This window comes from Leptolyngbya sp. GB1-A1 (assembly GCF_039962475.1).
In the GTDB taxonomy this organism is placed as follows: domain Bacteria; phylum Cyanobacteriota; class Cyanobacteriia; order Elainellales; family Elainellaceae; genus Leptolyngbya_A.
Genome location: NZ_JAMPLI010000045.1, coordinates 1 through 25,091 on the forward strand (window position 1 = coordinate 1; position 25,091 = coordinate 25,091).

21 protein-coding genes are annotated in these 25,091 nt (G+C 52.1%); 9 read left to right on the forward strand and 12 right to left on the reverse strand.

Annotated features, from left to right (window positions below; all coding sequences use genetic code 11):
• Positions 1–241: 241 nt before the first annotated feature.
• Positions 242–1,126 (forward strand): lipid kinase, encoded by an 885-nt coding sequence (locus NDI45_RS25000; RefSeq protein ID WP_190789945.1) that lies wholly within the window; start codon positions 242–244, stop codon positions 1,124–1,126.
• Here the strand turns inward: NDI45_RS25000 and NDI45_RS25005 are convergent.
• The 4 genes from NDI45_RS25005 to petB form a co-directional block, all read right to left on the reverse strand.
• Positions 1,123–1,491 (reverse strand): hypothetical protein, encoded by a 369-nt coding sequence (locus NDI45_RS25005; RefSeq protein ID WP_190789946.1) that lies wholly within the window; start codon positions 1,489–1,491, stop codon positions 1,123–1,125. The genes NDI45_RS25000 and NDI45_RS25005 overlap by 4 nt on opposite strands.
• 150 nt (positions 1,492–1,641) lie before the next feature.
• A complete protein-coding gene (locus NDI45_RS25010; RefSeq protein WP_190789947.1) occupies positions 1,642–2,823 on the reverse strand; it encodes a glycosyltransferase family 4 protein in 1,182 nt (393 codons plus the stop codon).
• Between the two features lie 197 nt (positions 2,824–3,020).
• Entirely contained in the window at positions 3,021–3,503 is a 483-nt protein-coding gene (petD, locus tag NDI45_RS25015) for a cytochrome b6-f complex subunit IV (RefSeq protein ID WP_190789948.1), read from the reverse strand.
• Between the two features lie 130 nt (positions 3,504–3,633).
• On the reverse strand, positions 3,634–4,302 hold the full coding sequence (petB, locus tag NDI45_RS25020; protein ID WP_190789949.1) for a cytochrome b6: 669 nt from the start codon (positions 4,300–4,302) through the stop codon (positions 3,634–3,636).
• A gap of 359 nt (positions 4,303–4,661) precedes the next feature.
• Between petB and ctpA the strand changes: the two genes are divergently transcribed.
• Together ctpA and NDI45_RS25030 are read left to right on the forward strand one after the other, a co-directional pair.
• Complete coding sequence (ctpA, locus tag NDI45_RS25025; protein ID WP_348249306.1) at positions 4,662–5,861, forward strand: carboxyl-terminal processing protease CtpA; 1,200 nt, start codon at positions 4,662–4,664, stop codon at positions 5,859–5,861.
• Positions 5,836–7,110, forward strand: coding sequence for an HD domain-containing protein (locus tag NDI45_RS25030; RefSeq protein ID WP_190791281.1), 1,275 nt, complete (start codon positions 5,836–5,838; stop codon positions 7,108–7,110). The genes ctpA and NDI45_RS25030 overlap by 26 nt, the downstream gene beginning before the upstream one ends.
• Positions 7,111–7,396: 286 nt before the next feature.
• On the opposite strand, the gene NDI45_RS25035 is transcribed toward NDI45_RS25030, so the two are convergent.
• Complete coding sequence (locus NDI45_RS25035; protein WP_348249295.1) at positions 7,397–8,746, reverse strand: bluetail domain-containing putative surface protein; 1,350 nt, start codon at positions 8,744–8,746, stop codon at positions 7,397–7,399.
• A gap of 268 nt (positions 8,747–9,014) precedes the next feature.
• Here NDI45_RS25035 and NDI45_RS25040 point away from each other — a divergent pair, with 268 nt between their 5' ends.
• Positions 9,015–9,209 carry a hypothetical protein gene (locus NDI45_RS25040; RefSeq protein WP_348249296.1) on the forward strand — a complete coding sequence of 65 codons (195 nt, stop codon included), beginning with the start codon at positions 9,015–9,017 and terminating at the stop codon, positions 9,207–9,209.
• A 624-nt stretch (positions 9,210–9,833) separates the two neighbouring features.
• Positions 9,834–12,461 (forward strand): sigma 54-interacting transcriptional regulator, encoded by a 2,628-nt coding sequence (locus NDI45_RS25045; RefSeq protein WP_348249297.1) that lies wholly within the window; start codon positions 9,834–9,836, stop codon positions 12,459–12,461.
• A 99-nt stretch (positions 12,462–12,560) separates the two neighbouring features.
• Here the strand turns inward: NDI45_RS25045 and NDI45_RS25050 are convergent, their stop codons facing one another.
• Entirely contained in the window at positions 12,561–12,791 is a 231-nt protein-coding gene (locus NDI45_RS25050; RefSeq protein WP_190794472.1) for a hypothetical protein, read from the reverse strand.
• A 301-nt stretch (positions 12,792–13,092) separates the two neighbouring features.
• Between NDI45_RS25050 and psaK the strand changes: the two genes are divergently transcribed.
• The 3 genes from psaK (at position 13,093) to NDI45_RS25065 (ending at position 15,251) form a co-directional block, all read left to right on the forward strand.
• Positions 13,093–13,350, forward strand: coding sequence for a photosystem I reaction center subunit PsaK (gene psaK / locus NDI45_RS25055; RefSeq protein WP_190794475.1), 258 nt, complete (start codon positions 13,093–13,095; stop codon positions 13,348–13,350).
• A gap of 129 nt (positions 13,351–13,479) precedes the next feature.
• Positions 13,480–14,685, forward strand: coding sequence for a site-2 protease family protein (locus NDI45_RS25060; RefSeq protein WP_348249298.1), 1,206 nt, complete (start codon positions 13,480–13,482; stop codon positions 14,683–14,685).
• The gene (locus NDI45_RS25065) at positions 14,685–15,251 is read left to right on the forward strand and encodes a GNAT family protein (RefSeq protein WP_348249299.1); all 567 of its coding nucleotides are present in this window, start codon (positions 14,685–14,687) and stop codon (positions 15,249–15,251) included. Before NDI45_RS25060 ends, NDI45_RS25065 begins: the two co-directional genes overlap by 1 nt.
• Before the next feature lie 81 nt (positions 15,252–15,332).
• Here the strand turns inward: NDI45_RS25065 and NDI45_RS25070 are convergent, their stop codons facing one another.
• The 6 genes from NDI45_RS25070 to NDI45_RS25095 form a co-directional block, all read right to left on the reverse strand.
• Positions 15,333–15,839: a photosystem I reaction center subunit XI gene (locus NDI45_RS25070; RefSeq protein ID WP_242067582.1), complete on the reverse strand. Its 507-nt coding sequence runs from the start codon at positions 15,837–15,839 to the stop codon at positions 15,333–15,335.
• Positions 15,840–15,903: 64 nt separating this feature from the next.
• A complete protein-coding gene (gene psaI, locus NDI45_RS25075; RefSeq protein WP_088891588.1) occupies positions 15,904–16,020 on the reverse strand; it encodes a photosystem I reaction center subunit VIII in 117 nt (38 codons plus the stop codon).
• A 164-nt stretch (positions 16,021–16,184) separates the two neighbouring features.
• A complete protein-coding gene (locus tag NDI45_RS25080; protein ID WP_348249300.1) occupies positions 16,185–18,650 on the reverse strand; it encodes a hypothetical protein in 2,466 nt (821 codons plus the stop codon).
• Between the two features lie 405 nt (positions 18,651–19,055).
• On the reverse strand, positions 19,056–20,294 hold the full coding sequence (locus NDI45_RS25085; RefSeq protein ID WP_348249301.1) for a class I SAM-dependent methyltransferase: 1,239 nt from the start codon (positions 20,292–20,294) through the stop codon (positions 19,056–19,058).
• Positions 20,295–20,297: 3 nt separating this feature from the next.
• Positions 20,298–21,587 (reverse strand): dihydroorotase, encoded by a 1,290-nt coding sequence (locus tag NDI45_RS25090; protein ID WP_190789767.1) that lies wholly within the window; start codon positions 21,585–21,587, stop codon positions 20,298–20,300.
• A gap of 45 nt (positions 21,588–21,632) precedes the next feature.
• A complete protein-coding gene (locus NDI45_RS25095; protein WP_348249302.1) occupies positions 21,633–22,991 on the reverse strand; it encodes a histidine phosphatase family protein in 1,359 nt (452 codons plus the stop codon).
• Between the two features lie 218 nt (positions 22,992–23,209).
• On the opposite strand from NDI45_RS25095, the gene NDI45_RS25100 reads away from it, so the two are divergent.
• On the forward strand, positions 23,210–24,856 hold the full coding sequence (locus tag NDI45_RS25100; protein ID WP_348249303.1) for a type II CAAX endopeptidase family protein: 1,647 nt from the start codon (positions 23,210–23,212) through the stop codon (positions 24,854–24,856).
• The last annotated feature ends 235 nt before the right edge of the window (positions 24,857–25,091 follow it).

Genomic DNA, 25,091 nt, shown 5'->3' on the forward strand with positions numbered 1-25,091 from the left:
GAAGTAATCTCAAGTCGTCTTTGCTCTCTTGAATGTTGATTTTGCAAACGCCAACCATACTCGTTAGCCCTCAATTCTCCTCCTCCCATCTGTAGCATATAAAAATTGAATCGGTATGAGGAAGGTGTTCTAATCCCGATCGCAAAAAGCGCAGCCTGAAATTAATCTCTCAGTTGAAGGATTCTAGACTCACCCCATTTATCCGATAGTGATGGTCTACTGTCGCTTGTGAGGTGGGCTTGTGAAAGCACTGCTGCTGGTCAACCGTCAATCGCGCCACGGAAAAGACAAGCTAGAGGAGGCGATCGATTATCTGCGCGAGAGCGGGCTGGAATGGATTGAGGCGACGCCCAAAAATCCGGGCATGATTGCCAACCTGATTCGACAGCATCAGGACAGCGTGGACTGTGTGATTATTGGCGGCGGCGACGGGACGCTTAATGCTGCAATCCCCGGTCTAGTCGAGACGCAGCTCCCCCTCGGAATTCTGCCGCTTGGAACTGCAAACGATCTGGCCCGGACTCTCAACATTCCCACCACGCTCGCCGAAGCCTGCCAGATAATTACTGAACGAAAGATCGAGCAGATCGATGTGGGTTGGGTCAACGGCAAATATTTCTTCAACGTTGCCAGCATTGGCTTGAGTGTGCAGATTACGCGCAAACTCAACAAAGACACCAAGCAAAAATGGGGCGTTTTCGCTTATCCGATCGCCGCAATCCAAGCTCTAAGGCATTCGCGTCCCTTCTGGGCTGAACTGGTGCTGGATACCGGAGAACATCGACGAGTTAAAACCATTCAGATTGCCGTTGGCAACGGACGATACTATGGTGGCGGAATGACCGTTGCCAGCACTGCAACAATCGACGATCAGCAGCTTGATGTCTACAGTCTGAACCTGAAACATTGGTGGCAGCTTTTTGCGATTTTGCCAGCTATGCGATCGGGCGATCAAACAAGCTGGTCGTTTGTCGATGGTTTCTCCTGCCGCGAGGTGAAAGTGCAGACCCGCCGACGTTTACCGATTAATACCGATGGGGAAATCACAACCCAGGCTCCCGCTCATTTTCGCGTCGTGCCACAGGCGTTAAAGGTGTTTGTTCCATCGGTAGAAAGTTCGAGCTAATTGTCTTCGATTTGCTTTACAGGCACTTCGATCGCCGTCACATCCACCGTTCCAGGCAGGGTAAGCCGATGAAAATGCCGTTTTTCAACCTGAAGCGGTTCGCTACAGCTTGGACAACGGAGCTGAGTGCCGTTAATTGCGGCAGATTCGTAATCACATACCGGACAGCAATCGACGACAAGGTTTCGCTTGATCCACCAGCGAAATCCGATGAACGCCAGTAAGGGCGTAACGACAACTAAACCAGCCAAAACAATAACAGACTTGACCACCCATCCCAGCCCGATCGAACCCAGTAGCCAGATCAGTGCCAGGAGGGTTAGCCAGAAGCTAAATCCTGAAAAATTAAATTGCAGGCTTTTCATGCCGTTTTGATTCACCTTAACCTCCTGCCCTTGCCCAGCTTAACCCACCCCAGTTTGCCAGTTTCAGTAAGCGGCAGCATCTTTCAGCCGGGGTAACTTCTTCCAAAATAAAACATCCTGGTTGCGATCGCAGAATTGCGATGGGGGAATCTAACCTTCCTGTACGAGCGCATAAAGCTGGCGAGCGAAGGCACGGCGACCGAACTGCTCCAGAGTTTGCTGACGTAGCCACATTCCATCACAGCGACGATGTAAACCCGTTTCCCCAGCGGAACCACTCCCCTGGAGCAGCGCAATACAGGCATCTGCAACTGCATTGGAATCTCGGTGAGGCACTCGCCAGCCCAGCTTTCCATCCTGCAACGGGTCAGCCGATCCATCCGCATCCCCTGAAACTACAGGCACACCACAAGCCATCGCTTCCAGATACACAATGCCAAACCCTTCCTGAGAAGGCATCACATAGGCATCGGCTAAACGGTAATGCTCTACTAGATCCGCTGTCGGCACAAACCCGGCAAAAATCACCCGATCGCTTACCCCCAAATCGATCGCCAACTGTGCCAGTCGCGGCTGATCGTCCCCCCGCCCAATCACCAGATATTTCACGTTGGGAATCGCTTGTACGATCGTGGGCAGTGCCCGCAGCGTTACATCCACCCCTTTGTAAATATCCCCCGACCAAAGCCGCGCCACCGTCATGATGACCGTGGAGTTTGCAAGCTGGTAGCGTTCGATCAGCGTGGAGGCAGCCTCACCGGGTGTAAATCGCTCGTCATCCACAGCACAGGGCAAAATTTGCACTTTCGCTGGATCAATGCCATTTGCAGCACAGGCTCGATCGCGGCTATAGCGGCTAATCGTCCAGAGCCGATCGGCTTGCTGAAGGGCAGTTCTTTCCCTGGAAGCAAGGGGTTTCCAAACTTCTTTGCCGTAAGTCAGCACTGTGTAGGGAATGCCTAGCGGTTGACAGAGCAGCTTTACCAGCGGCGCAAGCTTGATATGTCCGCAAAATACCCGCTGGGGTTTGTGCTGAATCAAGGATTTGAGCAGGGCGAACGTGAAGCGTAGCCGTCCGCGCGGAGAAGACTCGTCGTAAAAGCTCTGAAACGAGAGCTGAGGCAGAGATAAGGGTAAGTCTGTAGGACGATCGCGCAGCAGCAGCACTTGAGCAGGCGGCAAATCTGTCTGGGCAGAATAGCTCTGCAAAATGTCCTGAACGTAAGACTGAATGCCCCCCTCCTGTGAGAACACTTCCAGAAAGACAAATAGATACGGTGCAGCAGTCCGATTTCGGGTGTCAGAAGCTTGTGGCTTGAGGGAGAGGCGCATAGAAGCGATCGACTTAGGCTTTTTGTTCGCCTTTAGTATCGACAGATTACCTGTGAAACTCACGCCTTGTGGCAGTTTGATATTTGCCTAATCCATTTTCCGAATTAATACAAAACACCTGCGCTCTTGTTAAAACGGGGTAAAACCGCTCAGACCAGAACACAGGCGTTTGAATGATTTAGTTTGTAAGGAAAAACCTAGAACAAACCCAGCGTCAGGGATTTGTCGATCGGGAAGGTTGCGCCAATCCCAAGCCACAGTGTGACCAGCGTACCGAAGAGGAATACGGTGGTTGCTACGGGGCGACGGAAGGGGTTTTGAAACTTGTTAACGCTCTCGATAAACGGAACCAGCATCAGGCCGAGCGGAATTGCTGTTTGCAGCGCAATTCCAAGCAGCTTGTTCGGCAGAATTCGCAGAATTTGGAATGCGGGGTACAGATACCACTCCGGCAGAATTTCGAGCGGCGTAGCGAAGGGGTTTGCCGGTTCGCCTACCATTGCCGGGTCAAGCACTGCTAGTGCGGTGCAGCAGGCAAGCGTACCCAGAATTACAACGGGAAAGACGTAAAGCAAGTCGTTGGGCCAAGCGGGTTCACCATAATAGTTGTGACCCATGCCCTTCTTCAGTTTCTCACGAAGTACGGGATCGGCAAGATCCGGCTTTTTCAGAGTTGCCATGCTGAATGCTCTCCTTGAGGATCTTTCAGAAACGTTTTGGTCAAAGAATAACAGGATTTTCGCTAGGCTTTAGCCCAAGTCGATACCTGTCAGGAGCTGAATCAGACCGAATTAGACCTAAATTCAGAATTTATAAAGGACCGGAAATTCCCTGCTTACGAATCATCAGGAAGTGCAGCAGCATAAACACTGCGATCGCCCAGGGCAGCACAAAAGTATGCAGGCTATAAAAACGAGTCAGGGTGGCTTGACCCACGCTCGAGCTACCGCGCAGCAGCTCCACCATGGTCGTACCGACAACCGGAATCGCTTCAGGAATACCCGACACGATCTTAACTGCCCAATAGCCTACCTGGTCCCAGGGAAGCGAATAGCCCGTCACGCCAAAAGACACGGTGATCACTGCCAGAATTACGCCTGTTACCCAGGTCAGCTCACGGGGTTTCTTAAAGCCGCCCGTCAGATAAACGCGGAAGACGTGCAGGATCATCATCAGCACCATCATGCTGGCAGACCAGCGGTGAATGGAGCGAATTAGCCAACCAAAGTTCACATCGGTCATCAAATACTGCACCGAGGTAAATGCTTCTGCAACGGTTGGCCTGTAGTAAAAGGTCATTGCGAAACCAGTCGCAAATTGGATCAGGAAGCAGGTCAGCGTAATGCCACCCAGGCAATAGAAGATATTGACGTGGGGCGGGACATACTTGCTGCTGATATCGTCCGCAAGGGCTTGAATCTCCAGACGCTCCTGAAACCACTGATAGACTTTAGAGTCAGTTACCTGCTTTGTAAACATGAAACCAGAGTTCCGAAGAATATTATCCACCGTCAATAAATGTAACATAGCTAGAAGGCATATTGCATGGCGAAAACATTGACAGATCCGGGTTTCGAGGCAATTCTGATACGATAATTGTTCTATGTAAAACATAGGACTTTCCCGATTAGAGAGGGTTTCGGGAACGTTGGTTCATCCCACTCGTTAGAAAATCGTGAAGCTAGATAGCGTTACAAAAATTCATATCTTCTCTCAGTTTTTGTCATTCCCTTGTCTGTCGTAGTCGATCGCCTTGTCCGCAGTTTAAAATCTGTCCCATGAGAAAACAGATCGCGTGTGCTGGATTAGTTATTGGATTCACGATCGGATTTGCCTTCATGCTGGCAACCGTGCTGGGTGGAATGCCCTCAGCCTATGCCTTTACCGAAGAACAGCGATTAGTCAGCGAAGTTTGGCGACTGGTCGATCGCGCCTATGTCGATGATTCTTTTAACCATCAGAACTGGTGGCAGGTGCGGCAGAAAGTGCTTCAGCAGCCGCTCCAGAATCGGGAGCAGACTTATACTGCTATTCAAAAAATGCTGGGGTCGCTGGACGACCCCTTTACCCGCTTGCTAAAGCCAGATCAGTACCGCAGCCTGCAAACCAATACCTCCGGTGAGCTGACGGGCGTGGGACTCCAGATCGCCCAGGAAAATTCGACCGGGGAACTGCGCGTCATTGCCCCGATCGAAGGTTCTCCAGCAGCGCAGGCAGGAATTAAGCCTCGCGATCGAATCATTAAAATCAACGGCTATCCCACGGTGAAGCTGAGCCTGGATGAAGCAGCGGAACGGATGCGGGGTCCGGCCGGCAGTCGCGTCACGCTTACCATTGCTCAGGACGGACAGGAAGAGGCGCAGGCAAAAGATGTGCTGCTGGTGCGCGATCGAATCACGCTCAATCCGGTTTATGCTGCGCTTAAGGCAGAGTCTGAGGAGACCCAGGTGGGCTATATTCGGCTGAGCCAGTTTAACGCGAACGCTAGTTCTGAACTTGCTCACGCCATTCGCAATCTGGAACAGCAAGGCGCGAATGCCTATGTTCTCGATCTTCGCAGCAATCCGGGCGGACTGCTTCAGTCTGGCATTGATATTGCCAAGCTCTGGCTAGATGGCGGAACCGTGGTTTACACCGTGAACCGAAACGGCATTCAGGACAGCTTTACCGACGATGGATCTGCTCTGACCGATGATCCGCTTGTGGTGCTGGTAAATCAGGGAACTGCCAGCGCGAGCGAGATTTTGGCAGGCGCATTGCAAGATAACGGACGCGCCCAGCTTGTGGGAGAACGCACCTTTGGCAAAGGATTGATTCAGTCGCTCTTTAGCTTGTCCGATGGGTCAGGCTTAGCAGTGACGATCGCCAAATACGAAACGCCAAATCACCATGACATTAATAAACAGGGCATTATCCCCGATATTGTTGTGCCGCTCGACCCGATCGATCGCGATCAGATTGCCACCGCTGCCGATCGCCAGTATCAAGCCGCTGTTGATCTGTTAACTCATCATGCAGTCTTGGCAGGAGCCGCGTAATCGCGAACGGATCTATCATGATCCGCTGCATGGGGCGATCGTGCTCAACGGACGCGATCCATCTGAGGCGCTGCTGATCCATTTGATTGATACACCTGCTTTTCAGCGATTGCGGCGGATTCGCCAGTTGGGTCCGGCAAGCCTCACCTTTCACGGCGCAGAAACTTCCCGGTTTACCCATTCCCTGGGAGTTGTTGAAGTTGCGCGTCGGGTGTTCGATCGCGTGTCGAAAGACTATCCTCAGCTTCAGCCTTACCGGGCTGTGGTGTTGTGTGCTGCGTTGCTGCATGACATTGGGCACGGTCCCTTTAGCCATACCTGTGAGGAAATTTTTGGCAGCGATCACGAGTCCTGGACAAAGCGGATCATTACAGAGTCGGAGCCAATTCGCGAATGTCTCGATCGCTTTGACCCCGATTTACTGCCGCAGATTCATCAGGTTCACCGCAAACAGCATCCCGTTCCTCTAGTGTGGCAGTTGGTCACGAGTCAGCTTGACTGCGATCGCATTGATTACCTGATGCGCGACAGCTATTTTAGCGGAGCGTCCTACGGCATTCTGGATCTCGATCGAATTTTGTTGGCTCTGCGATTTGATCCGGTGACGCAGCAGATGGTCGTGGCTCAAAAGGGCATGGCAGCGATCGAGCATTATTTGCTGGTGCGCTATTTTATGTATGCTCAGGTGTATAACCATTCTAAAAATCTGGCAGCCACTTGGATTTTATCGGGAGCCTTCCGACGGGCAAAGCAGCTCTTGTCGCAAGATGAACTGTGGGCAGACCCGAATATGACTGCCTGGTTAAGCCAGGACTGTAACCAAATTACGCTTGAGCAATATCTTGCCGCTGATGATGGCGTGTTTTTTTATCACCTGCAACAGTGGCAGCACCTGCCTGATCCGCTTTTGGCTGATTTGTGCCGCCGCTTTGTCGATCGCGATTTGTTGAAAGCCTGGGATATTTCTCAGTTTGATGAATCCACGCAAAAAGCTCTGCTCGAGGAAGCCCACTCGAAACTAGAACACTTAGGCTTTGTGCCCGATTATTACGCAGGCATCTGCAAAACGGTGAGCCGGGGCTACACCCTTTACCAAAAGGGAATTAATCTACTCACCGACTCCGGACTGCAAGAAATTAGTGAACGATCGCCCCTAGTACGAACCCTGACTCACCCTTGGCAGCGAAGCTGGTTGCTGTATCCTCGTCAGTTAAATGTAAGCGAACTGATGCAAAGCATTTCTGCTTGAACGGGAATGGGGCTAAAGCGCGAATCAAAAACGAATCAAAAAACAGAATTAAAAAAGGCAGCCCTGAGACTGCCATTGAGGCAACATGCTTTCGCAGTTTGCTGCTTGAATGAGACCACCCAATCGGGGAATTTGAAGAACCAGAAGAGTTGTCTGCCCCCTGACTCCTCAACTTCGGCAGAAACTTCGCTTTCCTTAGAGTCTCAAGGTTCCCTATGGGGGAGGAATTGAGGGGGCACGGCACTTTTGATGCGTTTCAAAAACCCTGTTCGTTTCAAAAAACCTATTAAATGAAATAGTTCGTGGCTGCCAGTTTGCCCAAGCGATTGTCTCCTGTTCTAAAGCTAATTCCAGTGACTTCGGCGACCAGATCATTTTGGGCTGAGAAAGGAGCTTTGCCATCATTCACAGATAGATACGTGCGGCTGCCCACCCGGAAGAATACTGCCTCATCTGCCTTGAGTCCCTGATTGCCGCGCTTTCGCTGATCTTTGTCCGCATAAGCAGATTGGATTGCTCGTTGCAGGTTGCCCTTGAATCGTCCAGCATTGAACACACCCTTAGGCAGCGATGCCGTTTGCCGATTATTGTCAAAGTCCAGCTCAAACCGATCGCCTTGAGCCTGGTTAAAGTCAGTAATAACATCGCGTGAACGCAGCACCGAGGAGCGGAGGGCTTCTGCCTTGGTTGCTCCGGTAAACAGAAACCGATCGCCGCCTACGCCGCCCGTGATTGTGTCAGTTCCCGTGCCGCCTGTCAGTGTATCGTCTCCGTCGCCGCCCGTGATTGTGTCAGTTCCCGTGCCGCCTGTAATCGTGTCGTTTCCGCCGCCGCCTGTCAGCGAATCGTTTCCGTCGCCACCTGTCAGCGAATCGTTTCCGCCGCCCCCTGTAGTAACATCATCGCCGCTACTGCCTACGAACGTTAGGTCATTAGAGAAAGCACCCCCGATCGGTACACCTGCCAGGGTTGTCACCTGGAAGTTGCCAACCTCGTGGATGTTGTAAAATGCGCCAGTGGAAGCCGCGAAGCCAAAGCGAATCTGGTCTGGAACGCGCCCATTGACAGCAGCAACATTGAAGCTATTGATGGGAATTTCTCCGGCATCATTAAAATCGTCATCTCGGTTAAGGTCAATTCTGACCGTGAGAATTCCCTCGGCGGTTAGCTCAACCTGTGCCTTACGGCGAGCTTCTTCTCGATTGGGCGAGGGAGTATCGAGGCTTTCAACCAGTTGTTGTCCGGTGAGATATCTGTAATTATTTCCCTGGCTGCCCCGAACGGCGATCGAATCAGGGATTGCGCCCGGACCTTCGACTCGTCCTTCGGTTGGGTTGGAGAAGTTGCCAAACGAGTCAAACCCAATTCCCAGGTAGCCCCCCACCAATCCAGGAATTCCCGCATCTTCGCGGGGTGCGTAGCCCAGAGAGCCACCATTTCCGCCCGGAATAATCGTGGTCTGACTGCCATCTACCAGGAAAAAGCCAATTCCATCGCCGCCTGTGCCGCCATAAGCATAGAGGTCAAACGTGACAGAAATTCCCTGACTAGAACTAACGGGAGTTGCCGATCGAAATGGTGCAAAACCTGCCTGATTAAAAGCGGCATCTGTAAGTTTAATTGGTTGCGTAGCCATAGGAGTCAATACTTAACGCCAAAACAACATTGGTGGTAGACATTGCACCAGAGGACGTGGTCCCTATGCAGGTTTAATTAACACCGCCAAACTGGAGAAAGATTTATTAAAAACTCTCCCAGTGCTGACTTGAAATTGACGGAATTCCTGCATTTGCTGAAGCAAAGCTGGTCTCAATACAGCCTGTCATCTAACCTACTCGATGCAAGGTGTGCTTTAGGCGGATTTACTGAAGATTAATCGGGATTCTTACTTGCGTGAATTCCTGGTGAAGCCCGTAATTCTAACGAAACTTCTGTCCGTATCTTCCCTGACTTCAGGAGTAATTCTGGTGTGGGCGATCGATCGTGACCGAGCAAGGCTTGCTTCGATCGGGCGAGTGCTGTGGGTCACCAATCGGTTGATAGGTTACTTTGGGCAAAATTCTTTTGGGCGAGATTTTCCATCTGTTCTTAGCTTGTAGAGTCGCGAAAGAGTAGTGAAATGCACTGAGCTAATCCCTGTCCGTTAGCGTTAAATGCAAGATGCTCTGGCGCGAACTTGCTGCGACCAACTTCATGTCTGTGCAGCAATAAAGGGTTATCGTCTTGATTGATAGCTTGACTGTTAAACACAAAGAATTGCTTTCAATCCGCTTTTAATTAGATGAATAGCGGGCAATCAAACCTATGATTTCTTGTTTCAGTTCAAGCTGGGTTCAATTTTGAAAAATGTTTCTTTTCGAGTGGTTTTGGTAATTTACTCTTGAAATTTGGGTTGTTACACCCTATTAAATAATAATAGAAAAGCGCACATTAAGCGCAACTGGGTTAGGACGGGAAATGTGATGCGAAATAAAGGCATTGACAGATGCAAAAATAGTTTAGATGAATAAATAAATCAACCAGCAGATGAATAAGATGAATAAACAGATCCGAGGCAGAAATTAATTCTGTTTAACATTAGGAGAAACTGCTTTGCATCGTTGGCTGAACCTGCGAGAATAGGGTGACGGGGAAAGAGGAACTGCGATAGATTCAGGATTTTTTAATTTACTGATTATTCTGGGAAGAGGGTTTTAATCAGCGATCGTTGGGAGACAAGGGATATGGAATTTGATCGCCCGGAACTAAAAACTGCGGCTGACTCCCCCACACCCGAAACGGTTTCGCAGCGGGTGCAGTGGTTGCGGCAGGAGACTCCGCTGACTGCTTTGTCAGATGCAGTCCTGACCACGATCGCCTCACAGCTTCGGGTGGAATTTGTGCAGGCAAATCGGAGACTGGTGCTGGAGGACACGCCACCCGCCGCGCTGTATCTGCTTAAGTCGGGACATTTGGAGGCTTATCACACCAGTTCTAATAGTGTGGCGCGGGCAAGCAGTTTGCTGCCGGGGTCGATTCTGCATCTGAAAGAGCTATTGCTCGACCAGCCTGTAACGCAAACCATTGTCACGCTCGACGACTGTGAGCTTTGGCAAATCCCGCGATCGGATTTTTTGCAGCTCGTGCAGGACTATCCAGAGATTCAGTTAACTTTTACGCGCCAGCTTGCCGCCGAACTGGCTCAGGTCACTTCCCAGCTTGCGTTTGAGCAAGAGCGACAGACTGCCCTGCGTCCCTATCTTGTTCCTAGAGTGAGGCGGGGCATTATTGGCTCTAGTCGGTATGCTATGCGGCTGCGGCAGGATATTAAGAAGGCAACGATTGATCGTGCTCCCGCGCTGATTTTTGGCGAACCCGGACTGGGCAAAGATAATATTGCTGCGCTGATTCACTTTGGCTCTGCCGATCGCAAGCAACCGCTGATCAAAATAAACTGCGATGCGCTTCAGGTCAGCGGCACAGATCTATTTGGGCGAGCAGGCGGTAAACCCGGACTGCTGGCATGGCTGGGGCGGGGAACTTTGATGCTGAACAATATTCAGGATTTTCCCGCGCACTTAAAGCCCAAGCTAATTCGCCTGCTTGCCTCCGGGGAATATACGCCAATGCCTCGTGAGGGGGAACCGGAACCTGCGCTGCAAAAATCAGAGGCGCGAATCATCATGACCTCTGAGAAAGCAATGCCTGAACTCGATCGGCTTGCCGCTACGCGGAGTGCCGCAGCGCGGAGCGATCGCCAAAGATGCATCAAGCATTCGATCAAAGTGCCCCCACTGCGGGTTCGTAAAGCCGATATCGAAGCGCAGGTGAAATACTACATCAGCCTCTCCTGTCGAGCACGGGGACTGTCTCAACCTGAGGTCGCGCCCGAAGCTCTGCGTCGTCTGCAAGGATATGACTTTCCCGGAAACCTGACTGAACTAGAAAATTTAGTGACCAGGGCGATCGTGCAGTCGAACGGTGCGCTCGTTTTAACCGAAGAAGTATTCTGGGCAGTGAGCAGCAAGAGCAAACGGTTTCGGCTAAATTTGCTCAACACCTATCCGCGCCTGCGGCAGTTTTTGAGAAGCGAGTGGTGGCCCGATCGCATTAACTACGGATTCACACTCTGGGCATTTGCGGCAGCTGTGGCGATCGGCTGGCTGGGTCCGCAAAGCCGCGACCAAAATTTTGTGCTGAATCTGTTTTGGGCGTGGTGGTGGCCCCTGATGCTGATTCTGTTTCCATTTGTGGGACGGGTTTGGTGTGCGGTTTGTCCGTTTATGATTTACGGTGAACTGGCGCAAAAGGTTTCTCTGAAGCTGTTTCCGCGTAAACTGCTGCCTTGGGCAAGACAGCCTGCGGAGCGATGGGGCGGCTGGTTTTTATTTGGGCTGTTTGCCCTGATTCTGCTGTGGGAGGAACTGTGGAACTTAGAAAATACTGCCTATCTCTCAAGCTGTCTGCTGCTGCTCATTACTGCCGGAGCGGTGATTTTTTCGCTGCTGTTTGAGCGTCGTTTCTGGTGTCGCTACCTTTGTCCGATCGGCGGCATGAACGGTCTATTTGGCAAACTGGCAATAATTGAGCTGCGGGCGCAGCAAGGAATTTGTGCAGCGACCTGTAACACGTATCACTGCTATAAAGGCGGTCCTGCGGAGGGAGAAGGGCTGGAAACAGGGGGCTGTCCAGTTTATTCGCATCCGGCGCAGCTTGAAGACAACAGAGACTGCGTGCTGTGTATGACCTGTCTCAAAGCCTGCCCCCACCGATCGGTCGAGCTAAATCTACGTCCGCCGGGCATCGAACTATGGACAACCCATCAGCCGAGCTACTCAGAAGTTGCGCTGCTGCTGCTTTTGTTTGGTGCAGTATTTTTGCATCGTTTACCTGAAATCGCCGATCGCTTTCATCTTCCCCTCAATCTCAGCAACTTCGGCATTCACACCATTGTTTCTGTCGCAGCACTGCTATTTCCAGCGATCGTGGTTTTGTGTGCCGATCGCTTCATGCGCTGGGGGGATCGATCGCTCAAACCTCGACCTTTTCTGGAATTGGCGTATGGCTATTTGCCGCTCGTACTGGGCAGCAGTTTGGCGCACTATCTCCGCCTAGGCTTGACCGAAGCCGGACGAATTCTGCCCGTTACGGTTGCCACGTTTGGTTTAGGCGATCGAATCACCGTGCCTTTGCCCATAGTGGTGGCAGATTCGGCAGTGATTGCCTTTCTTCAGGGCGTAACGCTATTCGCTGCTGCGCTGCTGAGCGTTGTGCTGACGCAAAAAATTGCCCGCCAGCCGATTGCCAATTTGTTGTTGCAGCATTTCGCGAGCGGCGGTTTGACCGTGCTGCTGTGGCAGATTATCCTTTAGCCACTGATCGTTGGTCATCTATGCTGAATGACTTACAAATGCCTGATGACCGATCACAGCTCAATCTTTTTTGCTACTGGTGGTAGATCTGCTGCTGATTTAGATGTCAATCACTTTAATCAATCCCATCCGCAGCCGATCGTGAATCAGCCGAAGCTGCGCCAGTTCCGTCTCAGAAAATCGCAGTTCAGAAATTCCGGCTTGCAGAAGCCACTGGCGCTCAGTGGTGGTAATTCGACCAGAATAAAGAATTTGTTGAATAATCTGCTGAGGCGAAATGGAAGGGGTTGTCCATCTACCTGTTGAAGCATTCGTTGAAGTATTTACCATTGTTGAAACTCTCTAGCATCGATGGGGGTTCGTGCTGAAGCAAATCGTTATGAAGCACGTCAGTAAAACACGATACAAACCATCATATCGATCGCAAAACTTCTGACTTCACCCGAAAGGATCCTTTGCGGCGAAATTTAGACAGAGAATTGTAAAAGCAAATTATCAAATTGTTAACTCTTCAAACAAAAGCTAGTTCGTTGTCAGACACTCTTTATAGTCTGTCTTGATTCAACATTGTTTCAACGCTGATTCGACAAACGCTTATCCAAAGCTAGGAGAAAAGACTGTGGTTTATCAGATGCTTCTTGCCGAGGTTGCACCTCGCGCTGTGCAGTGGTCGCCGAGCGTGGCGATCGTGATGATTGGCTGCAATTTGTTTGCAATTGCGATCGGCTATTACGCGATTCAATATCGCGGCGTTGGACCCAAGCTGCCCGGTGAAATGCCTGCCATGTTTACTGGGTTTGGGTTGCCCGAGCTGCTTGCCACCGCGAGTTTTGGTCATATTTTGGGGGCAGGGATGATCCTGGGTTTGTCGAACGCTGGTGTTTTATAGTCGAACGCTGGCGTTTTATAACAGAGTTTGGAGCACGGTTTTCACGCCAGGGTTTTGCCTGTTGCTGCGCCCCGTCTAACGATAAATATTTGTAAAATTGAATCGTAGACATAATGCAGGATGGCAGCCATGAGGTCAGGTTGGCAGGTTGGTCGGATTTTTGGCATTCCTTTGCTGCTTGATCAATCGTGGTTTTGGATTCTGGCTTTGATTTCTTTTCAGTACGGCACGATTTGGCAGCGCGAAGGTTGGGGAGGATTGCTGCCCTGGTTTGCCGGATTTGCGATGGCGTTGCTGCTGTTTGGCTCTGTGCTGCTGCACGAGCTGGGGCATAGCTTAATTGCCCGATCGCAGGGCATCAACGTCACCTCAATCCGGCTGTTTCTGTTTGGCGGCATTGCCTCGATCGAGCAGGAATCGAAAACGCCAGGGCAGGCATTTCAGGTGGCGATCGCGGGTCCAGCCGTGAGTTTCAGCATTTTTCTTGTGCTGTCGCTGCTACGCCTGGCACTGCCCCTGCCCGAACCTGCCGAAGCCGTGATCGGCAACTTGGCAGGAATCAACTTTGTATTAGCCCTGTTTAACATGATTCCAGGCTTGCCCCTGGATGGCGGACAGGTGTTAAAAGCAGCCGTCTGGAAGGCAACCGGAAGCCGGGCACAGGGCGTTCGCTGGGCAGCTCGTGCAGGGCAGACCCTTGCCTGGACAGCAGTGATTGTGGGCATCTTTTCCTTCTTCTCAACCATGCAACTGAGCTATCTGTGGCTGGCACTACTTGGTTGGTTTGGGGTGCAGAACGCGAGTACCTACAGTCGGGTGACGGATTTGCAGGAAGCATTAGCTCAGCTCACAGCAGCCCAGGCAATGACACGCGAATTTCGGGTTGTTGAAGCCGAGATGACCCTGCGCGAGTTTGCAGACAAATACCTGCTGAACGAAATGAAACCCACTGTTTACTACGCTGCCGCTGATGGACGCTATCGCGGGCTGGTAGCTCCAGAGCGAATGCAGACGATCGAGCGCAGTTCATGGGACAGCGCAGCTGTGCAGGAATTGGTTGATCCGCTCAGTGAGATTCCTGCTGTTGCTGAAAATACTTCTTTAATCCAAGTAATCGATCGCCTGGAAACTGAAACCCTGCGCCGAATTACGGTACTCTCTCCGGCAGGTGCGGTGGCAGGCGTGATCGATCGTGGTGATATTGTCCGGGCACTGGCAGAAAAACTCAAAATTGCCCTTCCCGAAGACGTGATTAATCGCATCAAAGAAGAAGGGGCATTTCCGCCCGGATTACAGCTTCAAGAAATCGCAAAATCAGCAGGTGGCGATCGATAATGGGCGAACATCTCTCTGTCTCTCTTCAACCTCAGCCCGTGCTGACCACCGATCGACTGATTCTGCGTCCGCTTTTAGAAAACGATGCCGCCGTAATTCAGCAAGCGTTGAGCGATCGGGCCATTGGTGACACGATGATTTCGATTCCGCATCCCTATCCACCAGGAGCCGCCTCAGCCTATATCAGTCGGCAGCAATCGGCGTTTGAGGCTGGGGAAGCCGTCGTGTTTGCAATTGAGCAGGCGGCACAGCAGCAGTTCATCGGGGCGATCGAGATTCGTGAGATCGATCAAGAGCATCTTCAGGCGGAGCTGAGTTTTTGGCTGGTCGCAAGTGCCTGGAATCAGGGCTATATGAGCGAAGTGCTGCCGCCAATTTTGCAGTATGGCTTTCTCGATCTGGGGTTGAATCGGCTCTATGCCTATCACATGGCACGAAATTCAGCTTGTGGGCGAATGCTGCGAAATAAGGGATTTGTGCAGGAAGGTGTTTTGCGGCAGCGCGTTCGCAAGTGGGGCGTGTTTGAGGACGTCGTGCTAATGTCAATTCTGCGCGAGGAATGGTAGGGATTTTTGTCGTGGCATAAAACAAAAACAAGGGGCAGAAACCCCTTGCTGTAAAAATCCTTCTCAATCTAAAGCACAGCTTTATTGCACCAGATTGCCGAAGGTTTCCAGAACGCCCGACTTGAAGATCTCATACACAATGTAGGCAAACGCCGCGCCGCCGATCCCGCCCACTAGGAAGCTTCCTGCAAACTCGCTCCAGCCTTCTGAATCTTGCAGATTGCTGGGCGTTTTTGGTGTGGTAACGGTGCTAATTGGCTTTAGCGGATTTACGCCTGCATAGAGGGAAAGGCAAACGGTCAGAATGACAACCAGAACCACGGCTTCGATCAAACCGACGATATCGGAAACGCCAGTATTACGAAATTGGCTGGTGAACGCAAACGGTCCAAACAGCAGGTAGCCGTGTGCCATGCCGATTTCCAGTCCACGACGCTGAGGCGACAAACCTGCCCGGTAAGCAGGCAGATTGTTAATCAAAGCCTTCGTGAACGCAGATGAATTGATCGGCGTTGCCAGGTTGCCAATCTGAGGATCATCCGCAGGCTTAACGACCTCCATATTGGCTTTTGAAGGAACGCTTGTCATGTTGATTTGTCTCCAGAAACTGCTTTATCTATGGAATGAATGGAATTGAGAACACAATTGGAAATTAAATCCCGCTTGGATCTTCGCGCTCGATGTAGATAAATAGAAATGCCATCGCCACAGCCGGAAACACCCAACCGACGATCGGAACCAGAATAGAAGGCAAGAAAGAAGCTGCCATGCTTAAGATCTCTCCTCGTTTACACAACGAATTCCTGTGCCAAATGTACTGTGAATTGAGTGCAAAAGCCGGACTGCTAAGAAATTTTAACAACCGGGAATTTGTGATCTAGAGAGAATGGGTAGACGAGGAGGGGTGAGGGCATAGGGAGATGAAGAGGGGGGTTAAACGTCGATCGAGTCGTAGGTGAACTGGGAGAGGGGCGGTTCGATCGATCGGGCTTCGACTGTTTTTTCGCTTTCGCGCTGGGTCATGATTTCGACGCTAATAGCTTCGACCTGTACTTCTAGGTAGCCCTGGGGCAGAAATAGCTCGATGCGGTTCATCCATTGTCCAAAGCCGTCAGGGGTAAAATCGGTGAGCCAATGGGGTCCGTCTAGCAGGAGGCGGCTCTGGCGATCGATCAGCCACAACTTGACCGCTAGCTTTGCCGGGCAGTCGGGCAACTTGACCAGCACCAGCGTTGAACTGCCGCTCATCAGGTTTTCACTGGGGAGACGCAGCACGGGAACGGGCAAAGGCTCGTCGGGTGAGAGGGTTAATCCGGACGTTGGGGGAGATTGGGACGCAGTTTGCCAGAACTTTGAGGGGGTCGAATGCTTTGCGGTTCCCCCCAGGGGCGGTTCCTTTGGAGTTGCGCCTCGCGCTAACTGCTGCATCGTTTCCATTTCTTCCCAGCCTTCATCAATGACAAACTCATCGTGCGCCAGGTGTGCGTCTTCACCGATCGGCTGAGTGCGATTTTCCTGGGACAACGGTTTGGGATCAAACACAGAGGTGATTGGCGATTCAATGGCGTTGGGTTCATTGGGCTGAGCAGGAATTGTCTGATCGGTCTGGAGAGCGGCAGAAAGTTGACTGTCGCTGGCAAGGGACTGTAAGCGCGACAAAAAACGCTGCTGCAAGTTGAGCGATCGAAAGGCGATGTCTTCGGGAGCGAGGGGAGCTTCTGAAGCAGACTTGCGAGGTTTCTGGAGGTCAACGTGCTGCCAATCGAGTGCTGGATCAGTGTCGTCAATGATGGGTTTACTGGACTGAGGCGATGTGGTGCCCGTTCCATTCTGCGGCAGCCGGGCAGAAGGGGCATTTTGGGGCAGAGCGGTTTCAGTTGTTGAATCTGGCGATGCTTTGCTGACGGAATCCCTTTGAGCAGGCTCAATGCCTCTCTCGGCAACGCTAATTTCAGGAGAATGATTTGCCGTTCCTGATACCTCAGTTAGAAATAGCTCGGTAATAGAAAGGTTATCGATGACCGGAGCAGGCGTGTTTGCGGACTTCCCTGATTCTGTGGTGCTGGCTGGAACTGACTGGGATTCTTGCAGCGGTTCCTGAGGGGCAGGTTCTTGAGGAATGGTTTCTTGAGGAATGGCTTCCTGAGCAGCAGGTTCCTGAGCAAAGGTTGGCAACTCGATCGCCCGTCGCTCTTTAGTTGCTTCCTTCTGTTCAGGAGACATCGATCTCAGTTGAGGCGGCAATATCGATTGGGCAGGCTGAAACTGAACTGTTGGCGGCACGGTGGGTTGAGCAAAACCAGGCAGCTCTGAGGGCAGCGAAATGGCTTCCAGGGGCGGTAGTACGTCGGGCAAATCGGTAACGCTATTGCCGTTGCCTCCTTCGGAGAACTGCGAAGCAAACGATTCCAGCAGCTCATGCAGGTCGGTTGTAACTTTGAAGGACTGGCTGGTGATTTTCTCTGTGCCGCTTGCAGAAGTTAGCTCGACGATCGCTTCTCCCAGCACCAGGTAGGTTTCGTAGTGATGGGGAAGCGGCACCGTGCAGGTAAACGGGATCGGCAGCGCAGCCGGACTGAGCGGATAAACCAGGTCAAACAGCACCTGAGAATTTTGGGGCGCATAGAGCCGCACCCGTATCTGAAGCGGCAATTCTGGCGACTCTACGGTAGCTGAACCAATCTCGCCGCGCAGGATTAGAGCTTCGCTGCGCCGCACGACATACATTTCCTGTTCCAGATGCAGGCTGAGCAGTGGCAGGGCTTCGGACAGGATGACTTCCGGTGAAGGAATTTCGGAGCCTTCGCCCTCAGCAGAATTAAGCTGGGATTCAGCCAGAACAGGCTGCTCCGTATCCTCCAAAACCAGCGATGCAGCAGGCTGGAGAATTGGCGTTTCGACTGGCGTTTCGACCGGCGTTTCTGGGACAGCGATAAATGGGATAGCAAGGGGGGGTGATGACAAGGCAGCCGCATTCGAAAACCCAACGGAAAGGGTCGGGAGATGAGCAGCGGGTTGTGAGTCAAGTTCCCAAGCTTCCGCTTCCTCAACGATCGGCAAGACTTGCAGCTTCACGCCATACTGCCAGCCTTCGCCCATCATGTCTGCCATCAGGTCGCCTGTGCAGTAGAGTTCCCAGTCCCCCGGCTGAAGCTGGGTAAAGGGCATAATCACCACCAGGCCATCCTGATTCGTGCAGCCTGATCGCTTCTGGGTACGGCGGACTGTTACAGCATCGGTGAGGACATCATGAGCAATCCGAATTTCGATCGGGGTATTGATGCGGCTAGAGCGACCGACCACGCGATATCGCCCCTCCAAAATTTCCACCGTAGGAGATTCCAGTGGCAGCCAAGAGCGATCGCCATCCTTTTGCAGCAAAAATTCCCAGAACGCCATGTCCAATCCTCTTATGTCCCTTATGTTCGAGATGTCCGAACTAACTTTCAGATTCAGCCGAGCCTACGGAAGAAAAGATTACACGATCCACAAGGGAATTGGACTTGTTGCTGCCATTTGTTAACCAGTAACTCCCCTGCGCTCAGCAAATCGTAATCTGTTTTGCCTTCGATGAAGATTGTTGAAACAGGGCTGAGAGCTTGTCAAAGCTTGTACTGTTCCCCCTAAGGATGTTTCCGGGTTCGCGATCGTGATCCGAAAGCCCTCCTCCACAAACGGCAATGGGCGTACCCCTCTCTGATTAACTTCTGATTAACTACTGCAACGAGCGCCCTAAATATCCAGATAGTCTACACGGTTCCCCGACAAATCGCCGAAAATTACCCGCTAGCCCAACATTGGGACTCAGCCCATTTGCAGTCCTTTTAGTAATCGGCTCTGCGCGTCGCCTGACAATCCCTTTGCCTGAATCAGCACCCCAAAATTGCCCAGCCCCATCGGATTTATGAGCCCATGTAGTGCTTCTCGCCGTTGCAGAATAATTTGCAGCGTCAGATCAGGATCGGGCTGAGACAGTGCGGTAAGTCGATCGCCCAAGCCCAACGCCATCAGAAACAAGCCCTGCTGCGTGAAGCCGATCGGGTCTAGTCCTGCTGGTGTGCCGTATTGCTCCAGAGCCGTGAAATCGACATGAGCGGTAATATCTTGATGACCGATCGCCCGATAGGGGTTGTCGTGATGGGCGTGGCGATAGTAGCACTGAAGCGTCCCTGCACTGCGGGTTGGGCTGTAGTAGCGATGGGCAGGATAGCCATAGTCGATCGTCAGCAAATAGCCCTGATGGAGCCGATCGGCAACGGTATGCAGCCAGTCGATCGCTGCCAGATTGACTTCGGTGCGGTAGCCGTCTGGGTAGGGGGTCAAATCTACTCCGATCTGCTGAAAATACTCGGCAAAGCGCGGGGTTGAAAGTTCGCCGATCGTCTCTATAAAATGGGCATCAGCAAAATGGGCATCAGAGGCAAGGGCGGGATCGGGTGTCGGTTCACTGCTTACGGTGATGTAAATTTCCTGAAGCTTACCGTTTGCAATTGTCACCCGATGTACGGGAAAAGCATCGACTAATTCGTTGGAAAAGCAGCAGCCAACGATCGAATCTGAAGAAATCTCGTCCCAGGTGTGCCATGCCACTTCGCCCCAGGAGTCGATTAGGGAGCGGAGACGGGCTTGCTGTTCGGCGGCAAAGGCAGGTGATTTTTCGACAATTACATAGCGCAGCGCGGCAAAGCACTCGAAATAATGTCGATGCAGATAGCGCACGATGTCCTGTGCCAGAAGTCCTTGCCCGGCTCCCATCTCAACCAGCGTAAAGGGATTGGGGCGATCGAGCTTTTCCCACATCTGGGCAAATTGAACGGCAAGCAGTTCTCCAAAGTCTGCGCCGAGATGGGGTGAGGTGGCAAAGTCTCCCTGTGCGCCAATCTTTGACTGAAAGCGAGCGTAATAGCCGTGCTGTGGTTCGTACAGTGCCAGATCCATAAACTCTGCAAAGGTGACGCGCTGCTGCGGACTGGCGGCAATGCGATCGGCAATGATCTGACACAATGCAGGATTACTCGGCTCTAGCTGCAAGCGTCTCGTCATGCGTCACCGTCCTCCCCAGACTTGCAACACCCGTCCTCGAAGCGTTTGATTGAGCCAGGGGGTGTTAGTCGATCGCGATTTGAGCGTGCGAGAAGTCACCTGCCAGGCATGATTGGGGTCAAACAGCATTAGCTCGGCGGGCTGACCCGGCTGAATGCTTGCAGGAGATTGGTTTAATAGCTGTGCCGGATTGGTGCTAAGTGCCCGCCAGAGGGTAAGAGCAGGGATCTTTTCAGAAACGACTAACGCCTGCCAGAGCAGCGGTAAAGCCAATTCCAGTCCGATCGCCCCTGGTGGAGATTCAGCAAAAGCGACAGTTTTTTCTTCGTAAGTGTACGGACTATGATCAATCGCAATCGCATCGATGATCCCCGATCGAATGCCCTCGATTAAGGCTGCCTGATCCGCAGGATTGCCCAGGGGCGGTTCGACATGAAGGCTGGGATCGTAGCTCTGCACCGCTTCAATGTTGAGCAAAAGGTGCATCCAGCTGGTGCTTGCTGTGATCGGTAGCCCGGTTGCCTTTGCCTGCCGAATCAGATCAACGCTTCGCGCGGTTGAAACTCGCATTAAATGCACCGGAGTTCCAATTGCCGCGAGGCATTCCAGCAGAGCCGCTAAAGGGGCAGTCTCCGCGTAGTCTGGGCTTCCGGGCAGTCCTAACCGCAGGGATTCCTGGCCTTCGCGCACCACGCCATTGCCGCTCAAGGATCGATCGCAGCACCATAACGCGATTGGCTGACTCAGACCTTGGCTGTACTCTAGCAGGCGACGCAGCAGAGTCATGTTTTGAATCGGCTTGCTGTCTGCAAATCCCGCGATGCCCGACTCTGCCAATTCTGCCAGTTCCGTCATTTGTTCGCCTTTGGCATCCAGCGTTAATGCTCCCCAGTTGCGAATTTGGGGGACGGTAAATTTCTGGCACTGAGACTGAAACCAGGCAACAGTCGCGGGATTATCGACTGCAGGATGGGTATCAGGGAGCAGGGTTAAGCGGGTAAACCCTCCAGCAACCGCCGCCGCTGCCAAAGAATCAATCGTCTCCCGTTCCTCAAATCCCGGCTCACCCGAATGGCTGTATAAGTCCACCAATCCCGTGCCCAGAATTAGCCCTGACCCATCCCGGATTTGAGTATTATCCGGGTAAGAATTAATCGCTGCTTCGACCGACTGAATCACGCCATCCCCGATCAAGACATCTGCAACCCGATCGCCTCGCAGTTCCCCAGAGGGGGAATCACCCAGGGTCACAGGGTCAAGCAGGCGAACTTGTCGGATTAGCTCAGCGGTCATAAATTCGTTCCTGTGATTACCAGTCCCGTGGTTACAGTCCCGTGGCTACAGTGCCCCGGCTGCCGTCTTGTCGAGAACGCCTCCTAGATGGCTTGTGATGTTGAGGCCATGAATCAGCGGTTTGCCCTGGTTGCCGAGCGGATAGTCGATCACCGTTACGGCTCCGTTGCCCTGTTTAAAGGTCCAGAAGGTCTCAGGACCGCGATCGATCAAATAACCCAGAATTGCCTTATTCACGGCATCGTGAGCCACCACCAGTACGGTTGTCGGTCTATCATCCTGAGACTCTGGCGTTGAGGCAACCAGATCCTTCCAGGCAAGCACAACCCGATCCCACACCTGCTGAAGATTTTCGCCTTCAGGCATTTGCACGGTTTCGGGCGCGATCTGCCACTGCTTTAGCTCCCCAGGAAACTCTGCTTCGATTTCGGCTTCCAGCTTGCCTTCCCAGAGCCCGTGGCTAATTTCGCAGAGGCGATCGTCCAGTTCTAGCGTCACTTGCGGGTGATGTTGCAGAATAATTTCTGCCGTTTCTTTTGGGCGGAGCATCGGGCTGCTGAGGGCGCGATCGATCGCGACATCCCGCAAAAATTCGGCTGCCTGACCTGCCTGTACCCGTCCTTGATCATTGAGCGGCACATCGATCTGTCCCTGAAACCGCTTGTCTCGATTCCAGTTAGTTTCGCCGTGGCGCACCAGCAAAAATCTTGCACCTTTTGTGTCTTTGCGCGGCTTCGGGATCGGTTCGCCCAGATGCGCCGTCAAATTTACAGACTCAAGTTGCACTGGATCGCCTAGACCGCCTGCGAAGTTCAGTACGCTGATGCCGCAATTTGACTGGTGCATTGATTTATAGCTGTCTGCGTCCAGCCCGACTGCTGCCCCGATCAAACAGCGATTGATACCGCTATGCGCCACAACCAGAATGGTTTCACCTAAATGCTGCGGTAAAATTTCCTGCCAGAACTGCCGTGCTTGCTCATAAAGAGCTATGACCGGATAGAAATCTGTTGTGCCTTCTGGGGTTTTCATGGGCATTTTCAAATCCTTCGGGCGATCGCGCCAAAGCAAAAATCCTTCGGGAAACTGCTGCTCGACTTCTTCAAAGGTGAGTCCTTCCCATTGCAGCAAATTGATTTCCTTCAAGTTGTCTGTCAACCGCAGACTAGGGATCGGCGTGCCCTGCTTGTTTAAGCTCGATAAGATAAGCTGCGCAGTTTGCTTAGCGCGTTTGAGCGGACTGGAATAAGCCGCATCGAACTTCAAACCCTGCAACACTGCGCCGACCTGCCGCGCTCCTGCCTGCCCTTTTTCTGTTAAGTCAGACAAATCACAGTGTCCCTGCACCCGCCGCTCGACGTTATAGGTGCTTTCTCCATGCCGAACCAGAATAACGCGAGTCACCGGGGCAATCCTCCCATGCGCTGAAAATCTCTAAAGTCGCTGAACGTTAAAAGTCCTTTGCAATTCTACCGTGATCGGGACAGGAAGAATTTGTCTTGCTTCCTCCCTCTGGCTTTTGCGATCGCCACCCTTACAATGCAATTATTCAATGGAATTATTTTGTCAAATCATTTCAAAAAAATTCTGTAAATTTCTGTCCAGCGATCGGGTCTGAATCGATGAGTCAAATCAAACGGCTAATTTTAAGCGGCATTACGCTTCTGGTGGTTCTATTTTTAGGTGGTTCCCTGTTTGCCAGCTTTAGCGAACCCCAAATTACCAATCGCCTGGAGCTTTACCAGACCGATCTGCTGCTGCGAGCCAGCGAACTCAAACCGAATGCGTCAGATCCCGCCAATCTGGCTGGGGTAAAAAACACCTTACTCGGTCAAGACCCGGTTAAAACTGCGCTGGAGCAATATCAGTCTGTGCGAAACTCCGCCGCCGAAAATCTTCAGCAGCTACAGACCCGCCTCACCGTTTCTCAGGACAATCCTTTCCCCGAGGAAGCTGTCCAGTCTTCTCGTCCCACTGATCCCGACACGAGAACTACGCCTGCGCCCACGGAGCCTGCCACGATCGAAGAACAAAACAAACAGCTTCGACTCGCCGTGCTGCAGCAGCAAACCCTGATCGATCAGCTTGATCTGCGGATCGGGCTGCTTCAGGCAGAGCAAAACCACACCGATGCGGCGATCGAATCCTGGCAATCCCTTAAAGATCGACTTGCTTCCTTTCAGCCCACCGCTCAGCGTCCATCTGGTAAGGTTTCCGATAAAAATTCCACCGCTTCGATTAGAGCAATTACTCCCGTTCTGATTGGCTTATGGAATGAGCCACCCCGTTTGCTTCCTGATGCCGAATCCCAAATTCAAGCCTCGCTGGATGGTTGGTTTCGCGATCGGGCACTGCGGCGACTCTATGCCCTACAACAGCGACCCGATGCGCTGGCCGCCCTGGAAGTAACTCAACAGCAGGTGGCTCGTCAAACGCTGGTGAAGCTAACTCTTGTGGGCGTTGCTCCGGCGATCGGCGGCTCTTTGGGGATCGTGCTGCTACTGATTGTGGTTGGACGCTGGCTCATTCGGGCAAAGCAAGCTCCTGCTGAAGCAAACAGTCTGGCATGGCAGGTTCCCTGGACTGGGGAAACTGTCTGGCAGGTCTTGATCGGCGGCTTTTTCTTTTCAGGTCAGCTGCTTGTGCCCTGGGTGCTGCATCTGCTGCCGCTTAATTTTGCTGCTTTTGGACAACGGGCCCAGGCGATCAATACGCTTTGCTATTACTTACTGATGGCAAGTGCAACGCTGCTCACTCTTTATTTATCGATTCGAGCGTACTTTCCTTTACCAAAGGACTGGTTTCAGCTCAAGGGCAAACGTAACTGGTTTCTATGGGGAATTGGAGGCTATCTGGTCGCATTGCCGCTGATGCTAGCAGTTTCCCTGGTAAATCAGCAGCTTTGGCAGGGCCAGGGAGGCAGCAATCCGTTATTACAGATTGTGCTGGAAGAAGGCGATCGCGTCGCCCTAGCAATTTTTCTGTTTACAGCGGCAGTCGCGGCTCCGGTCTTTGAGGAACTGCTGTTTCGCGGATTTCTGCTGCCCTCGCTGACACGCTACTTTCCCGTTTGGGGATCGATTGCCCTGAGCAGTGTTTTGTTTGCCATCGCCCATTTAAGCCTGTCGGAAGTGCTACCGCTGACGGTGCTGGGATCAATCCTGGGCTTTGTTTACTCTCGATCGCGCAGTTTACTGACGCCAATGCTGATGCATAGTCTATGGAATAGCATCACCATGCTGGGGCTATTTATTTTGGGTCGCGGATAATCTCAACCGCAATGTCCAAATCGGTAAATCTGATACAAATTCTCTGTCTTTTTTATTTGTTCATCGCTCTAAAACAATCGTCGGAAAGTAATTCCTGGTTGATTTCTCGACTGTGCTAAAAAATATCATTTTCATTCCATCAAGTAATACGATTGGGTGAACCCGATTGTCCTCATCCTATGGCATGATGTTTATGGCTACAGATAGGGATTTATATTACAAATCCTGAAGGTGC

Excerpts from the sequence above, each read along its gene's own strand:
- NDI45_RS25005 (WP_190789946.1), bottom strand. The coding sequence starts at position 1,491 with ATGAAAAGCCTGCAATTTAATTTTTCAGGATTTAGCTTCTGGCTAACC.
- NDI45_RS25010 (WP_190789947.1), bottom strand. The coding sequence starts at position 2,823 with ATGCGCCTCTCCCTCAAGCCACAAGCTTCTGACACCCGAAATCGGACT.
- petD (WP_190789948.1), bottom strand. The coding sequence starts at position 3,503 with ATGGCAACTCTGAAAAAGCCGGATCTTGCCGATCCCGTACTTCGTGAG.
- petB (WP_190789949.1), bottom strand. The coding sequence starts at position 4,302 with ATGTTTACAAAGCAGGTAACTGACTCTAAAGTCTATCAGTGGTTTCAG.
- ctpA (WP_348249306.1), top strand. The coding sequence starts at position 4,662 with ATGCTGGCAACCGTGCTGGGTGGAATGCCCTCAGCCTATGCCTTTACC.
- NDI45_RS25030 (WP_190791281.1), top strand. The coding sequence starts at position 5,836 with ATGCAGTCTTGGCAGGAGCCGCGTAATCGCGAACGGATCTATCATGAT.
- NDI45_RS25035 (WP_348249295.1), bottom strand. The coding sequence starts at position 8,746 with ATGGCTACGCAACCAATTAAACTTACAGATGCCGCTTTTAATCAGGCA.
- NDI45_RS25045 (WP_348249297.1), top strand. The coding sequence starts at position 9,834 with ATGGAATTTGATCGCCCGGAACTAAAAACTGCGGCTGACTCCCCCACA.
- NDI45_RS25050 (WP_190794472.1), bottom strand. The coding sequence starts at position 12,791 with ATGGTAAATACTTCAACGAATGCTTCAACAGGTAGATGGACAACCCCT.
- psaK (WP_190794475.1), top strand. The coding sequence starts at position 13,093 with ATGCTTCTTGCCGAGGTTGCACCTCGCGCTGTGCAGTGGTCGCCGAGC.
- NDI45_RS25060 (WP_348249298.1), top strand. The coding sequence starts at position 13,480 with ATGAGGTCAGGTTGGCAGGTTGGTCGGATTTTTGGCATTCCTTTGCTG.
- NDI45_RS25065 (WP_348249299.1), top strand. The coding sequence starts at position 14,685 with ATGGGCGAACATCTCTCTGTCTCTCTTCAACCTCAGCCCGTGCTGACC.
- NDI45_RS25070 (WP_242067582.1), bottom strand. The coding sequence starts at position 15,839 with ATGACAAGCGTTCCTTCAAAAGCCAATATGGAGGTCGTTAAGCCTGCG.
- psaI (WP_088891588.1), bottom strand. The coding sequence starts at position 16,020 with ATGGCAGCTTCTTTCTTGCCTTCTATTCTGGTTCCGATCGTCGGTTGG.
- NDI45_RS25080 (WP_348249300.1), bottom strand. The coding sequence starts at position 18,650 with ATGGCGTTCTGGGAATTTTTGCTGCAAAAGGATGGCGATCGCTCTTGG.
- NDI45_RS25085 (WP_348249301.1), bottom strand. The coding sequence starts at position 20,294 with ATGACGAGACGCTTGCAGCTAGAGCCGAGTAATCCTGCATTGTGTCAG.
- NDI45_RS25090 (WP_190789767.1), bottom strand. The coding sequence starts at position 21,587 with ATGACCGCTGAGCTAATCCGACAAGTTCGCCTGCTTGACCCTGTGACC.
- NDI45_RS25100 (WP_348249303.1), top strand. The coding sequence starts at position 23,210 with ATGAGTCAAATCAAACGGCTAATTTTAAGCGGCATTACGCTTCTGGTG.